Source organism: Elusimicrobium simillimum, assembly GCF_049639735.1.
Taxonomy (GTDB): Bacteria; Elusimicrobiota; Elusimicrobia; order Elusimicrobiales; family Elusimicrobiaceae; genus Elusimicrobium; species Elusimicrobium simillimum.
Window position 1 is genome coordinate 69,342 of sequence record NZ_JBEVVA010000003.1, and the last position, 14,066, is coordinate 83,407.

At 43.5% G+C, this 14,066-nt stretch carries 13 protein-coding genes; 9 read left to right on the forward strand and 4 right to left on the reverse strand.

Translation table 11 applies throughout. The annotated features are described in order from the left end of the window. Nucleotides 1–207: 207 nt before the first annotated feature. From AAIR98_RS00930 to AAIR98_RS00965, 8 genes are all read left to right on the forward strand, one after another. Nucleotides 208–1,347 (forward strand): 1,9-bis(guanidino)-5-aza-nonane synthase, encoded by a 1,140-nt coding sequence (locus AAIR98_RS00930; protein WP_423970397.1) that lies wholly within the window; start codon nucleotides 208–210, stop codon nucleotides 1,345–1,347. 123 nt (nucleotides 1,348–1,470) lie between these two features. Further along, a complete protein-coding gene (locus tag AAIR98_RS00935) occupies nucleotides 1,471–2,493 on the forward strand; it encodes a lipoprotein N-acyltransferase Lnb domain-containing protein (RefSeq protein ID WP_423970398.1) in 1,023 nt (340 codons plus the stop codon). Between the two features lie 20 nt (nucleotides 2,494–2,513). After that, entirely contained in the window at nucleotides 2,514–3,155 is a 642-nt protein-coding gene (locus tag AAIR98_RS00940; RefSeq protein ID WP_423970399.1) for a DUF7840 domain-containing protein, read from the forward strand. A gap of 26 nt (nucleotides 3,156–3,181) precedes the next feature. Beyond that, complete coding sequence (locus tag AAIR98_RS00945) at nucleotides 3,182–4,009, forward strand: hypothetical protein (protein ID WP_423970400.1); 828 nt, start codon at nucleotides 3,182–3,184, stop codon at nucleotides 4,007–4,009. A gap of 9 nt (nucleotides 4,010–4,018) precedes the next feature. Then, a complete protein-coding gene (locus AAIR98_RS00950) occupies nucleotides 4,019–4,465 on the forward strand; it encodes a DoxX family protein (RefSeq protein ID WP_423970401.1) in 447 nt (148 codons plus the stop codon). 12 nt (nucleotides 4,466–4,477) lie between these two features. Continuing rightward, complete coding sequence (gene dnaX / locus AAIR98_RS00955; protein WP_423970402.1) at nucleotides 4,478–6,406, forward strand: DNA polymerase III subunit gamma/tau; 1,929 nt, start codon at nucleotides 4,478–4,480, stop codon at nucleotides 6,404–6,406. Further along, entirely contained in the window at nucleotides 6,406–6,999 is a 594-nt protein-coding gene (gene recR / locus AAIR98_RS00960; RefSeq protein WP_423970403.1) for a recombination mediator RecR, read from the forward strand. Before dnaX ends, recR begins: the two co-directional genes overlap by 1 nt. A gap of 8 nt (nucleotides 7,000–7,007) precedes the next feature. Further along, the gene (locus AAIR98_RS00965; protein ID WP_423970404.1) at nucleotides 7,008–8,915 is read left to right on the forward strand and encodes a ComEC/Rec2 family competence protein; all 1,908 of its coding nucleotides are present in this window, start codon (nucleotides 7,008–7,010) and stop codon (nucleotides 8,913–8,915) included. A 103-nt stretch (nucleotides 8,916–9,018) separates the two neighbouring features. Here the strand turns inward: AAIR98_RS00965 and AAIR98_RS00970 are convergent, their stop codons facing one another. The 4 genes from AAIR98_RS00970 to AAIR98_RS00985 are packed head-to-tail and all read right to left on the reverse strand — an operon-like array spanning nucleotide 9,019 to nucleotide 13,596. After that, nucleotides 9,019–9,669, reverse strand: coding sequence for an NAD(P)H-hydrate epimerase (locus tag AAIR98_RS00970; RefSeq protein WP_423970342.1), 651 nt, complete (start codon nucleotides 9,667–9,669; stop codon nucleotides 9,019–9,021). Next, on the reverse strand, nucleotides 9,666–10,622 hold the full coding sequence (dusB, locus tag AAIR98_RS00975) for a tRNA dihydrouridine synthase DusB (RefSeq protein WP_423970343.1): 957 nt from the start codon (nucleotides 10,620–10,622) through the stop codon (nucleotides 9,666–9,668). Before dusB ends, AAIR98_RS00970 begins: the two co-directional genes overlap by 4 nt. Continuing rightward, nucleotides 10,619–12,118 (reverse strand): bifunctional metallophosphatase/5'-nucleotidase, encoded by a 1,500-nt coding sequence (locus AAIR98_RS00980; RefSeq protein ID WP_423970405.1) that lies wholly within the window; start codon nucleotides 12,116–12,118, stop codon nucleotides 10,619–10,621. Before AAIR98_RS00980 ends, dusB begins: the two co-directional genes overlap by 4 nt. Then, nucleotides 12,118–13,596 carry a bifunctional metallophosphatase/5'-nucleotidase gene (locus tag AAIR98_RS00985; protein ID WP_423970346.1) on the reverse strand — a complete coding sequence of 493 codons (1,479 nt, stop codon included), beginning with the start codon at nucleotides 13,594–13,596 and terminating at the stop codon, nucleotides 12,118–12,120. Before AAIR98_RS00985 ends, AAIR98_RS00980 begins: the two co-directional genes overlap by 1 nt. Nucleotides 13,597–13,736: 140 nt before the next feature. Between AAIR98_RS00985 and AAIR98_RS00990 the strand changes: the two genes are divergently transcribed. Beyond that, nucleotides 13,737–13,940: a 4Fe-4S dicluster domain-containing protein gene (locus AAIR98_RS00990; protein ID WP_423970347.1), complete on the forward strand. Its 204-nt coding sequence runs from the start codon at nucleotides 13,737–13,739 to the stop codon at nucleotides 13,938–13,940. The last annotated feature ends 126 nt before the right edge of the window (nucleotides 13,941–14,066 follow it).

Genomic DNA, 14,066 nt, shown 5'->3' on the forward strand with positions numbered 1-14,066 from the left:
CACTATTATCGTCACAAATAAAATTAAAATATTAAAAAAACAACCTCAGTGAACATTGCGCTCAGAGACTGTTGGCAACCTATTGTAAAAAACAACAATTTGTATTGTTAATTTCGTATAATTTATACAATACAAAATAAAAGTGAAAAACGCAGTAAAATTTGCAGTCTATAACGGCAAATTACCGCGTATAGGAGAATAAAGAAAATGGCAAAAAAGACACAAAAGGACTTTTTAAATCCTAAAGAATTAATTAAACACATCGATATTAAAAAGTACAACGTGGTTAACATGGTTGAAGACTTTAGTAATATGGCATACTCTTCAAGAGATCTGGCAAGAGCAAGCAAAATTTACAACATGATGCTTACAGATAAAAACTGCGCGGTTATTTTGTGTTTAGCCGGTTCATTAGTCTCAGCCGGTCTCAAAAAAATTATCGTAGACATGATTGAAAACAACATGGTTGACGCCATTGTATCCACAGGCGCAAACATTGTTGACCAGGACTTTTTTGAAGCCCTCGGGTACAAACATTACAAAGGCGACCAGCATAACGCTGACGACAACCTGCTCAGAGACCTGCACATAGACAGAATTTACGACACATACATCAACGAAGACGAACTGAAAGTGTGCGACGAAACAATACACAAAATTCTTAACACGCTAGAGCCCCGCCCCTACTCTTCCAGAGAAATAGTTTGGGAAATGGGCCGCTGGTTAGAAGCTAAAAAGAAAGGCGCTGGCAGCATAACCTTAGCCGCCTACAAAAAAGGCGTGCCGATATTTGTGCCCGCTTTTGCTGACTGCTCAGCCGGCTTCGGCTTTGTCGCGCACCAGACAGAAAACCCTGTTTGGCACGTAACGCTTGACGGCGCTAAAGACTTTTTAGAACTTACAAAAATCAAAATACACGCTAAAGAAACAGGCCTCTTAATGTGCGCCGGCGGCGTGCCTAAGAACTTTGTACAGGACACAGTGGTAGCGGCGGAAATTTTGGGCCAGGACTCACCCATGCACAAATACGCCGTGCAAATCACAGTTGCCGATGAAAGAGACGGCGCCCTTTCAGGCTCCACCCTTAAAGAAGCTTCTTCATGGGGCAAAGTATCCACCGCTCTTGAGCAGATGGTATACGCGGAATGCACCATGGCGCTGCCTTTAATAGCGGGCTATGCTTACCACAAGAAAGCGTGGAAAGCCAGAAAAGGTTTTAACTACATAAAATTCTTACAGAATGAAGACCTTAAAATAGCAAAGCTGGTTGCCAAAGAACTTGGCGGCTGCGGTTGCGGTTGTGAAGACAAACCCGCAAAACCGGCTAAAAAAGCTAAAAAGAAATAAGTTTATTTAAACAAAAACCCCCGCCAAACGGCGGGGGTTTTTTATTATTTTGCCTCTAAACAAATTTGAGCTAATATGCTATGCTTGTGTTGAGATAATCTATATTACATACACGGGGCAAATATGAAATCACTAAAATACGTCACAAAATACGCGTTTATTATATTTTCTGTTTTATTTTTAGCGTCGGCCGCGCACGCTAACGTGCAGGCGGCAAAAACCTTAGCCGTACAAAAACGCCTTAGCAAAAACCCTTACTGGGCAAAGCTTTTACATTATAACGGCAATAAAAGCGAGGTAATTTCACAATCTTTCTTTATCTCTCCCAAAGGCATGACTGACCCCGCGGCCGAACTTAACGCTACCATAGACGCCATTTATTCAGATAAAAAAGAAAATCACCCATCCTGCCTGTTCCCGTTAAGAACACAATGGATTAAAGAACAGTTAATGATAACCGACGCGCCAGAACCAAAATGCGGGCAGCTAGAGGAATATCTTAAATACACTCACCCTAAATCAATTTCGCTTTTTTATATAAGCCCGGAATCGTTTTCATTTAAAAACCTGTTCGGCCACTTGGGCCTTAGAATAAACAGAACAGAAGGAGCCTCCGGCGATAACACTTGCTGTTACGTGTCAAATATGGAAACAGAAGCAACGCCTGTTACCGTTTACAGAAGCGTAACAGGCGGGCACAGCGGCAGTTTTTCCATGACGTCATTTGACGATATAGCCAAAATGTTTAATATTGAGCAAGACAGGGATATTTGGGAATATGATTTAAACCTTACGCAGGAACAAGTTAATAAAGTTGTTTTACACGTATGGGAACTTAGAAACGCCGAAACAAGACACAGTTTACTATCGCTAAACGGCGCGCAGGCTGTGGAAAGAATATTAATGGTGGCGGTGCCTGATTTGGCAAAGAGTTCTATTCTGCGAGACACCCCTATAACCATGACAAAAAAATTAAATGAAAAAGGTTTAATTATAGGAGAGGCGCACCACCCCAGAATATCCAAACAAACCGCCGCGCCGGCGCCCCAAAAACCCGCTAAACCAAAAGTGGAACTGGCCCCTGTAACCACAGATGACCAACCCACATATAATGTATACGTACCTATAGAAGACCAATCCCCTTAAACGCGCACGACCCAGCCCGCGTGGACGTATCTTACGGTTACAGCCGCTACCGCGACACCGGGTTTGTAAAATTAAAATTCAGCGCGTTTTCCCATGACCTTATGGATAACGAAGCAGGCTACCCCCATAAGCTTAACCTTAAACTTATGGATGTGCAGCTTAAATATTATCCGTCTCCGGAAAACTTTGACTTTAGTGTTGCTTTTCTGTCTTTATCGGCCTTGCCATACTTTGACAGGTTTTCCAACAAATTATCTTTTTCAAGCATGCTTGGCTACTATTATGATAAAGAAAATTACAGCGGGGCCAGAAGCAAAGGCCTTGAGTTTAAAAACAACTTTGGTTTAACGCTGCCGCTTGGCAAAATGGCTGATTTCTCTGCCCTTATCAAGGCGGACGCCGAGGCCAACAACTCCTCTAACGGTTATTACCTGGGCACCGGCGCTCTTGGCAGGCTTGTAATAAACTGGGACACTTCCTTAAAAACAGCTATTGAATATCATTACGAGGTAGGCACAGACGGCCACTACGCCAAAAGCGACTACCTTACAGCCGCGCAAAGCGTGTATTTGTCAAAAAACTTAAGTTTATTTGGCAATTATAAATATAAATTTAGAGATGACGCCTACATTTTTGACGCAGGCCTCTCGCTGTATTTTTAACGCTCAAAAATTGCTAAGATAATATTATGAAAAGGGTATTATTATTAGCTGTTTTGCTGTTGCCGGTATATGGCGCGGCGCAGGTGTCCGTATCCGCCGTTACGGGCGAGAGCGGGTTTGCCGCGGTGCGCGGTTCTCTGGCGTATCAGTACGACGAAAATCTTACAATAACACCTAAATATTCTTATTATAAAGATACTGATGAATCCCCCAGTATAAACAAATTCGGCCTTAGGCTTGATTACCAGCCTAACAGAATAGCCTTTGGCGTAGAGGGCGGGTTCGTCCCCAGAAAAAACGGCTACCTCAATTATTCCGCCGAGGGCGACATAAAGTATTACCTGGTAGGCCGCACAAAAACCTGGTATGAAATGATTTACCTTGGCGTTGCCGGCAAATATCTAAGACACGAGCAAAGGCCCGGCTATTTTGACACAGGCAACAACGCTATAGCGGACTATGAGCTGGACGAATACAGGCCCAGCGTTATGGCCGGCGCCACAATCAAACCCGTTAAAATAAGAACTGTTTTTGCAAAAGCATATTTTAGTGAAGACCCGCCCGAAGTTGGCAATGTATGGATAGATATGCCGTACTTTGTTACGGTTAACCGCTCTTTTTTAGATTATTACTGGGATACTTACGCCGTATTCCCCACGGAATATTTTGACCTGCACAGCAGCTATTCTCTTTCTAAGGAATACTGGGCTAGTAATGATTACCAGTCTGTTAACGCCGGTCTTACAATTAAACTTTGGGGCGTTTCAGTCACGGGCAATGTGGAAATAAGAGATATTGATTCCTCTAAAAGAAGAACTTATTATTCTCTCTCATCCAGCTTATATTTTAAATAATGAGGGCTTATGAAGATACAGACAGAATGCCGCTGCGTAGTAGATGAAACCATGTTCTCTATAGCCATGCTTATATCCCGTTTGTTAGTTTCGGGCGCGGTGCTTTATTTTGTTATCGGCATAATGCTTAATTTTAGAACGCTGGCGCATAATTACGCCGCGCTTACCGGCTTTGCAGTGCCCTCAGGCGTGGTAATCGTATTGTGTCTGCTGGCATTATGTGCGTGCTTTGCGCTGCTGCTGGGGTATAGAACACGGGCGGCGGCAATTGGCGTAATAGTTTTTAATATAATTAACGGCTTCTTTTTTAACGCGGGCCATACAAATATGGTGTTTTTGTTTTTTATCCTTTTATCTTTGGCCCCGCTTATAACTGTAATACTTTTAGGCCCCGGCAAATACAGCCTGGACTTTAGAAAAGCAGTTATAGAGTCTAAACAATTTTTAAGTAAATAACCGGAGTAAATAATGGACATGTTTAATGATTCCGACAGGTACGTCAGCCTGTCTAACAAATACAGGCCGCAGACTTTTGAGGATATGGTCGGCCAAGAAACCATATCAAAAACTTTAACCAACGCTATTAAACTTAACCGCATTGGCCACGCCTACCTGTTCTACGGGCCCAGAGGCTGCGGTAAAACAACGTCCGCCAGAATTTTTGCAAAAGCGCTTAACTGCACAGGCCACGGCGACAAACCTACCCCCACGCCTTGCGGCAAATGCCCGCAATGTCTTGAAATTGCCGCCGGCTCAGACATGGACGTATTAGAGCTGGACGCCGCGTCTAACACGCAGGTTGAAAAAATAAGAGAAGTTATTATAGACACAGTGTCACTCGCCGCGTCGCGCGACCGTTTTAAAGTTTTTATTCTGGACGAAGTACACATGCTTTCAGACAGTTCTTTTAACGCTTTACTTAAAACTATTGAGGAACCGCCGTCTCACGTAGTTTTTATTTTAGCCACTACAGAAAAACACAAAGTGCCGGCCACGATTTCAAGCCGCTGCCAAACCTTCCGCTTCAGGCCTATTACGCAAGAAGATATTGCCGCGCACCTTGCCGGTTTAGCTAAAAAAGAAAATATTAATATAGAACCCAAAGCGCTTGCCGTTATAGCGGCGCAGGCGGGCGGGGCGCTGCGCGACGCGCTTACCATGATGGACCGTGCGATATCGTTTTCAGACGGTGTTATAACAGAAGCTTTAGTTATAGACATGCTTGGTTTAATGCCTGAAGATATTTTAAAAGCGGCAGTAAGCGCTTTACTTAAAAAAGATTCCAGCGCCATGCACGCCGTTTTTGAAACTATCGATAAAGAAGGCTATGACCCGCTGTCATTTTTACGTGATTTAAAAAATACGCTTGGCAACATTTTCTACCTAAGCATAGGCCACGGCAGCGAGCCGTTTGCGGGCGCTAAAGAAATGGCGCAGTCCTCCTCACCCGCTTTTATAGCCGCGTTTACAAGAAAGATTAACAAAGTTATAGAAGAAACCAAATTTGCCGACACCCCGCTTATTACCGCCGAAGTAGGTTTGTTTACGGTAATGGACTCCTGCATAGACATTGACGCTTTTATCAAACGTCTTGAACAGCTGGAAAGCGCTATAGAAGGCGGCGCGTTTGATAATATAGAAAAAAAAACTTTAAATAGCGCGCCCGCGCAGGAACCACAGCCAACCGTGGCTGAAGTAGTAATAACGCCAAAAGAAGTTACCGCCACAGCTAAAGTAGAACCATTGGAAGAACCAAAACCTAAAGCCACCAAGGTGGCGCACGCCAAAATAGCGGAGCCTATCCCCGCTATTGCGCCCAAAAGAGCGCCCGCTTTACTTAAAAAAGCGCAGGCAACCAACGAAGACTACCAAAAATTTAAAATAAGTTTTAAAGATAACTTTTTTATCTTTGACGCGCTTAACAACTGCACACCAAATATTGACGGCGACACCTGGACATTAACGTTTAATTCAGCCAACAGCTTTTACGCAACGGCTTTAAAGGTAAAAATAGCTGAGTTGGAAGAAAAAGCGCAAGAACTTTTTAACAAAAACCTTGATTTTGTTTTTGTGGCTGACGCAACACCTGCAATAACTAAAGCCGAAGTTAAAAAGACAGAAGCTAAACCCGTATTTAAACCCACATTTAAAGTAAACGCCGAAGCAGCGCCTCTGACGACGGCCGCGCCCGAAGCGGGAACAAAAACATATTTCCAATCTTCCGCGCCCGCGCCGCAGCCAAAAGAAGACGGGCAAAAAATAATTTATAAAGAAGAACCTTTTGTTAAGGCGGACTTTTCGGCCGAGTTTGACGCCCCCGCAGCGTCGCTTAACCGTGAAGTACCCGCTTATGTAAAAAATATTTTAAACATTATTCCCGGTGAGGTTATAAGTTAATGAAAAGCTTTGACCGTTTAGTACGCGCTTTAAGACGCTTGCCGGGCGTAGGCCCCAGGCAGGCCGAGAGGTTTTCTTCCTACTTTTTAAAAACCAGTGAGAGTGAAATAGACGAATTTATTTCATCGCTCAAAGCTCTGCGTGAAAATATTAAACTATGCTCAATCTGCTATTCTTACAGCGAGGACGGCTCCTGCGCTATATGTGAAGATGACTCGCGCGAGCAGGACACAATTTGCGTAGTAGAAGAACCGCAGGATATTGAAGCTATTGAGAAAACAGGCGCCTTTAAAGGCCTGTACCACGTACTGCACGGCTCGCTCTCACCCATAGACGGCAGGGGCGTGGAAAACATAAAAATAAGAGAGCTTATTGAGCGTATACATAACTCTATAGAACCTATAAAAGAAGTTATTATAGCCACAGACCCTGACACCGAGGGCGAGACAACCGCACTATACCTGGCCGACGCGCTGCGCGGTTTAGTAGGCAAAGTTACCCGCATAGGTTACGGCGTGCCGCTGGGCGGGGACTTGGACTATCTTGACGAAATGACGCTTGGATACTCACTCAAAGGCCGCACCAAACTATAAGAGGGCCTATGCACATAGACTATTATAAAAGACCTCTTTTTCTTTTCTTGATATTCTATGTAATCTTTATTCTTGCCAAACCATCCAACATACCTGACACCGATATTTACTACGACGCGCCTAAAGAAGTTGTAATAACAGGCGTTGTCACACAAAACCCGCAAACTAAAAACGAGAAAACTACCGCCATAATAAACGTGAAGTCTATTGACGGTATTAAAACAAAATCCCGCACTTATGCCTATATGCCCGAATATTCCCCGGCGGAGTTTATGGACACTGTTGAGCTGCGCGGCTACCTTAAAAAACCGTTTTCAATTTCTGTTCAAGGCAACTTTGACTGGGCAAAATATTTAGCCAACAAAGGCGTTTACACACAACTTAACGCCGATACCGTGGACATTATCAAGCCCGCCCCGCTGCCCGTGCGCGCTTTAAATTATGTTAGAAAAGATATTTTAAATGTTTTTACAACAAACTTTGACGCGGACTCCGCCGCTATACTTGGCGGCGTGGTGCTGGGTGAAAAAGGGCAAATACCAACCGAACTGCACAAAGCGTTTAATGATTCGGGCGCAATGCATTTGCTGGTAGCGTCAGGCGCTAATGTGGGGTTTATTACGCTGATAATTTATTATCTTTGCGTGCTTTTTGGCGTTAAGTATAATTTGCGTTTACCGCTGGCATTAGTATTTGCCGGCATTTACACAGTTCTTGCCGGGGCCGACGCGCCGCTGGTTAGGGCGTACCTTATGACAATATGCGCATCTATCGGTATAAAAGCGGGCAGAAACTCGGGTGCGTTCCACGGGCTGGCCGCGGCGGCTTTAATAATTTTGCTGATTAACCCTAAGAGCATTAACGACGTCGGCTTTCAAATGTCATTTTTAGCTACAGCCATTATTTTGCTTTCCGTAACTACATTTCGCGTGCCGCCCAAGTGGCCTGTTTATATAAAGGCGCCGCTTGAAATATTTTTAATTACAACGGCGGTACAGCTTGCGCTGCTGCCTATATATTCCAATATTTTCTACAGGTTTTCAGTTACGGCGGTTGTGTCAAATATATTTTTGGTGCCGCTGTCCGCCGTGCTAATGGGGCTGGGGTTTTTACTTTACAGCGCAAAAGTTATAGGTGTTAAATTTATATTTAAGGCTGTTTGGGCAGTTTGCTACGCAGTTCTTTGGCTGTTTAAATTGCTGGTGGATTTCTTTAGTTCTTTCTCGTTTTCCGCGCTGGATATGCCGGCGCTCAGCGTGCCTGTTGTGGTAATTTTCTTTGTGTGCTTATTCTTTATTTATAACTCAAATATGTTTAAACATAAAAAGATTGTGGTGGCTATTCTTTTAGTAATTATGACGGCAAGCATTTTTATAAATCCGTTCAAGCAACGTGATTTTGTTTATATGCTTAACGCTTTTAACCAAAACGCGGTTGTTATAAATATGGACGGCAAAACTTTTGTAACAAGAAAAGATTTTCCGGATAATATTTTGCAAAACACGCTTTTCTCGCTAGGACTAAGCAAAGCGGATGTGGAGTTCTCCGCTTCCGAAACACCGTTAGCGCAAAAACAAATAGTCCCGTTTAAAGACCTTTGGCCGGGTGAAGAAATAACCGAGGGGACCATAAAAATAACAGCGCATTGGGGCATGAATAAAGGCTACGCCAGAATGTGGGAAAATATAGGATACAGCGGCACGGACAAAGATTCTATTAGCTACACTTTTGAAGCTGAAAACAAAATATTTACAGGCGGGGAAAATAATTTTATTAAATTTAACGAAGAGCTTATAACCAACGCCAAAAACACCAGCGTATACAAGAGAATCCCCCCTCGCCCTCTTAGGGGAGAGGTCGAGACGAGCATAGCGAGTCCGGGTGAGGGTGTTATACACAAACATGCGCCGTTATAAAATAAGTGCCTTTATTGATAACAACTATAGCACCCTCACCCGGATTCACTTCGTTCATCTCGACCTCTCCCCTAAGAGGGAGAGGAAAAAGCACAAACTTATTTTAAATAAAATCTTCAGGCAGGCCTATTGAAAGCGGTTTTAGTGCGCCGCAATATTCCTTACCCGTTTCACAGCCTTTTTTAACAAACCCCATGGCGTACGTATAGTCCGCCTTTACGGCGGCGCCCATAGCCGCGCCGGTGTCGGCGTTAAGGCCGCTGGGCACGTCTACAGATATTCTTTTAGCGTCCGCCTCATTAATAATATTAATAATTTCTTTATAAACCGGGCTGACTTCTTTATCCAGGCCGATACCAAGCAGGCAGTCCACTATCAAATAGGCCTGCGCCGCGCGTTCTTTAAGCTCCGCCAAATCTGTTATAAATGCTAGGTGCATTTTGGCGGTTTGCGCTTTATCAAAATTGTTTTGCACAACATCTTTATATTTATGCCGTTTAACCATATAACAGCACACGTAAGCGCCCTGCTCAGCCAAAAACCTGCCCGCAACCAGCCCATCGCCGCCATTGCCGCCGCTGCCGCAAATAATTAATATTTTTTTATTGCCGCAAATCTCTGTATAAAAATTATCCAATAGTTCATTGGCTATGCTGCGCCCGGCGTTTTCCATAAGATACTCTTCGCTCATGCCAAATTCTTTTTGGGCGCGGGCTTCAATATCACGCATCTCTTGGGCGGTTACTATTTTCATCTGTATTCCTGAAACAAGCTTTCTATATCTTTTAAATTATCTATCAATACAAATTTAGAGCGCATCTGGCTGGCCATGGGAAAACCGCTTAACCAAAACCCGACAGTTTTGCGGCTGCGGGCCACGCCTGATTTTTCGCCGTAAAATTTTACGTTTTCTCTGATAAGCGTTAGATAGGTATTTACTTTTTCACGCTGTGTAAAAGGAGTATCTTTACCGTTAACAATACTTTCAAATATCTTTGGGTTGCCAAGCGCTCCGCGCCCTATCATAACGCCAGCAACACCTGTCTCAAACATTTTATTCGCCCCCGCAACATCCACAATACCACCATTGCCTATTACGGGTATTTTGGCGGCCGCAACAACCTTGGCAAGTGCGTCCAATTCAGCGGGTCCATTGTGTATATTACTGGCATAACGCGCGTGCATTATAATTGCGCTGGCACCTTCATCCGCCGCCAGTTTGGCTAAACGGTCACCCACAAAACTGCCTTCTGTTAAACCTATTCTTGTTTTAAGAGTTACAGGCACCTTAACGGCGTTTACCGCCGCGCTTACAATAGCGGCTAAAGTTTTTTCGTCCTTTATCAGCACGCATCCGGCACCTGCTTTGTTAATTTTTTTAACCGGGCAGCCGGCGTTAATATCAATAATATCGGCCCCCGCGCGCTCCGCCATACGGGCGGCTATGCTTATAGAATTTACGTCACCGCCAAAAATCTGCATAGACACTGGGTGCTCTTTAGCGTCCACATTAAGCATGCGTACGCTTTTTTCATTTTTATATTCCACCGCTTTGGCCGACACCATTTCCGCGCATACTATGCCCGCGCCGTTTTCCAGACACATTATTCTAAACGGCGTGTCTGTAATGCCGGCCATAGGGGCAAGCAATAAATTGTTGGGCGCTATAAAGGTGCCTATACGTAGCTTTTTTATATTGGGGTTCATTTAGAAATATCTTTCCAGCCGGAAGGTTCTTGATTATTAATGCCCTTTTTCTTTTTAGATAAGCATTGGCGCAGCACCGTGCGTACGTCCACACGGGTGTTTTTAAACTCAACCACGTTTACAAACTCGTCATGGCCAAAACCGCCCGCCACAATATGGTCCGTGGTGGACATACGGTAAATCATATTGGGGCTTACTTTGCGGCCATTTATCAAAATATTTTTTATTTTGTCGCCTTCGGCGGCCTTGCTGTCATATTCCACAGTCATGCCGGCAATTTGCGGGAAATTATTTCTGGACACAATACTGCGTTCAAGCACATTTTTTATTTCGTCGCCCCTTATGCGTATGGACATAATGGTATCGTTATACGGGTAAAGCTCATATAAAGAATATTCAGTTATTTTCCCTTTTTTAATTGACGCGCGTAAAGAGTCTGAGTTTATTATTCCTATATCGCTTTTGCCCCATTCTTTCATGCAGCCCGCTACAATCTCGCCAAGGTACGCGGGGGCATTATCAATATCAGCAATATCATCGTGCGCGTCAGTAACCATATTATTAAGTTTTCTGTGGGTAACCTGGCGCAGAGAATCAATTTCTTTTTTTACTTCCTCATCTTCCCCGTAACGTTCTTTTAAAAGAGGAATGGAGTCAAAATCTATAGCGCTTATTTTTTTGTCGGAATTATACTTAACTGTCAGTTTGCTGACTTCTGTTAAAAACGGCGCGGTTCTTACTATATAAACAGAATTATGTTCTTCCAGAGCAGCTTCTTCCCCCGGGGAGGCGCTGCCTAAAATAATATCAATGCCTTCCACCTGCTCGGCCAAATCACGCTCGGAATAGTTTTCTTCATTTTCACCAATATCGGCCAGCAGGATAATAGTGTCAACTTCTTTATTTTTAAGTTCATCCACCGTTTGTAAAGCGGCGTCCACGTCAGGCGTTATGGTAACGTCGCCAAGCCTTGTCTGCGTGCCGGGCAGAGAGGTTTTTACCACCAGCGAAAATATGCCTATTTTTATACCGTTAACATCCTTTATTATAAATTTATTAACATGCGCCGGCGGCGCGCCCTTTGATGTTTTAAGATTTGAGGAGATTACCGGGAACTGCGCGGATTTTATGCTTTGGGCTAAAGCTGTCCAGCCTATCACCAGGTCCGTATAACTTATACCGGTGCCGTCATATCCTATTTTGCCCATAGCGGAAAGCGCCACACTGCCTTTGCCTATAGCGCCCTCGGGTGTTTGGGAAAACCAGTCGCCGCTGTCCAGTAGTATTTTTTTGCCGTACTCTTTTTCATAATAACTTTTTAATACGCCGTAACCGCCCGCCTGTTGGTTGTCATACACAGGTTCGGGCCGGCTGTAATACATGCCGCCCGCGCCGCTGGTGTGGTATATATTAATAGACGTAAGGTGGCTCTCCCGGCAGGAAAACCCCAGGAGAACCACTGTAAAAACTATTAAAAACTTGCATGTTCTTATCATTATTTAACTACTTGCAGCCTGCACTCATTGTTTAAAGGTATAAGCGGGCTGTGTTCTTTAAGGTCGTCCACCAACATGCCTCTTATACTCATGTCTACAAAAGTTTTTTTGTCGTCTTCAATTTTCTTAAACATCCAGCCCTCGGTATTGCCGTTGGCTATATACTCGTTGGTAACCATGGTGTATGTTTTTTTATCGTCAACAGGTATGCCGTTTATAAATACTTCCAGGTTTTTAACTTTTTTATTTTTAAGTTTAAATTTAGCGGTTAACCCATGGAAATTATACAAAGCCCTGTTACCGTTTTTAATACTGTTACGTATAAGATTTTTAATAAATTTGCCGTCTACTTCGACTAAAGCTATTTTATTGTCAAAGGGGAACAAGGTTACCATGTCTCTCATAGTAATATCACCCGCGGGCAGTGAGATTCTGGCGCCGCCTACGTTGTGCATGGCAAAATCCGCCCTGACATGTTTGGCCATAAGGTCCGCCACCCAGTTATTAACAGGGGAATCCATACATCCGTCTTTTACCGGGAATTTGCTTACCTCGCCCGCCGTGCTGCCAAGCTTAGTGTCTATGCCCGGTATACGCAGGCTTTCGGCAAGGGTTTTAATTTCCGCGTCTTCGCCAACTGTATCAATGTAAAGAGATATTAACTGTGAGGAAGCGCTTTTGTATTTACCCGTTTTATCGTCTAAAGTAATCATAATTTTAGACATTGTTTTAAGGTTAGCGCCTGACTCCGCCAAAAGTGTACTGCCCACATATAAATTCTGGTACTCTTTATGCGCGTGGCCGCCAAGTACTACGTTTATTTCAGGTATTTTTTCTGCTATAAGCTTATTAGTTACGCCTTTTTGTTCACGGTCGTCACCGTAGGAATCATGTATTAAAAGCACAATAACGTCCGGGTTATGCGTTTTAATTTCCGGCAGCATTTTTTTAATTGTTGAAATTGTGTTTTTGAATTTAAAATGTTTATTGGCGCCGTCTTTGCCTATGCCTATTACGGCTATTTTAATGCCGTCCACAATAAATATTTTATACGGCGCGGTACCGGTTAAAAGTTCTTTTGTTCTGGCGTCCCAAACATTGGCGTTTAAAACGGGGAATGTAAATAACGCTATATTGGCAAGAAAATTATCTTCCCCAAAATCAAACTCATGGTTGCCTATTGTTGTGGCCTGGTAACCCATGGCGTTCATCATTGTAATAGCCGCTTTACCTTTGGTATTTTTAACTTCGGCCGTGCCGTTAGAATAGTCGCCGCTGTCTAAAAATATATGAGGCAAAGCTTCTTTTTTTACCACATTTTTTACCGCGGCAAACCCGCCCCACATGCGGTTATTTCTGGGATCTTTTTCAGGGTAGAAAAACCCGTGGGTGTCGCTGGTGTGGTAAATTACCAGCTCTTTGGCAAAAACGGAAAAAGGCAAAGCTAAAACCAATAAAGCTATAAGCAGTTTCTTCATAATTATCTCCTTATTAACATAACAACTATAGAATAACAAAAACGGTGCTTATTAACAAGTTTGCTTAACCTAACAAAATTGTGTTTTGCCCTTAAAAGTATTAAACTTTATATGTACGGTTCCCGTACAATGGAGGACTTATGCCAAAAATAGAAGTAAGTGATAAACTTTGTAAAGGCTGCTACTTATGCGTAAAAGCATGTCCAAAGAAATGTCTTAGAAAATCAGAAAATTTTAGCAAAACAGGATATTACCCCGCCGAAATGGCCGACCAAAGCGCCTGCATAGGGTGCGGCATGTGTTACTTGGTCTGCCCGGATTTGGCGATAACGGTTTTTAAGTAGGATTTTATAGTAGTTATATATACGCGTTAGCACAGCGAGTTAGGTGGGTTGGACAACACATATTTGTGTACATTTTGTGTATATTCCCCCTCACCCTTGCCCTCTCCCCCAGTGGGTAGAGGGAAT

Bases quoted from the DNA above. Each gene is read 5' to 3' on its own strand.
- AAIR98_RS00930 (WP_423970397.1), top strand. From the start codon at position 208: ATGGCAAAAAAGACACAAAAGGACTTTTTAAATCCTAAAGAATTAATT.
- AAIR98_RS00935 (WP_423970398.1), top strand. From the start codon at position 1,471: ATGAAATCACTAAAATACGTCACAAAATACGCGTTTATTATATTTTCT.
- AAIR98_RS00945 (WP_423970400.1), top strand. From the start codon at position 3,182: ATGAAAAGGGTATTATTATTAGCTGTTTTGCTGTTGCCGGTATATGGC.
- AAIR98_RS00950 (WP_423970401.1), top strand. From the start codon at position 4,019: ATGAAGATACAGACAGAATGCCGCTGCGTAGTAGATGAAACCATGTTC.
- dnaX (WP_423970402.1), top strand. From the start codon at position 4,478: ATGGACATGTTTAATGATTCCGACAGGTACGTCAGCCTGTCTAACAAA.
- recR (WP_423970403.1), top strand. From the start codon at position 6,406: ATGAAAAGCTTTGACCGTTTAGTACGCGCTTTAAGACGCTTGCCGGGC.
- AAIR98_RS00965 (WP_423970404.1), top strand. From the start codon at position 7,008: ATGCACATAGACTATTATAAAAGACCTCTTTTTCTTTTCTTGATATTC.
- AAIR98_RS00970 (WP_423970342.1), bottom strand. From the start codon at position 9,669: ATGAAAATAGTAACCGCCCAAGAGATGCGTGATATTGAAGCCCGCGCC.
- dusB (WP_423970343.1), bottom strand. From the start codon at position 10,622: ATGAACCCCAATATAAAAAAGCTACGTATAGGCACCTTTATAGCGCCC.
- AAIR98_RS00980 (WP_423970405.1), bottom strand. From the start codon at position 12,118: ATGATAAGAACATGCAAGTTTTTAATAGTTTTTACAGTGGTTCTCCTG.
- AAIR98_RS00985 (WP_423970346.1), bottom strand. From the start codon at position 13,596: ATGAAGAAACTGCTTATAGCTTTATTGGTTTTAGCTTTGCCTTTTTCC.
- AAIR98_RS00990 (WP_423970347.1), top strand. From the start codon at position 13,737: ATGCCAAAAATAGAAGTAAGTGATAAACTTTGTAAAGGCTGCTACTTA.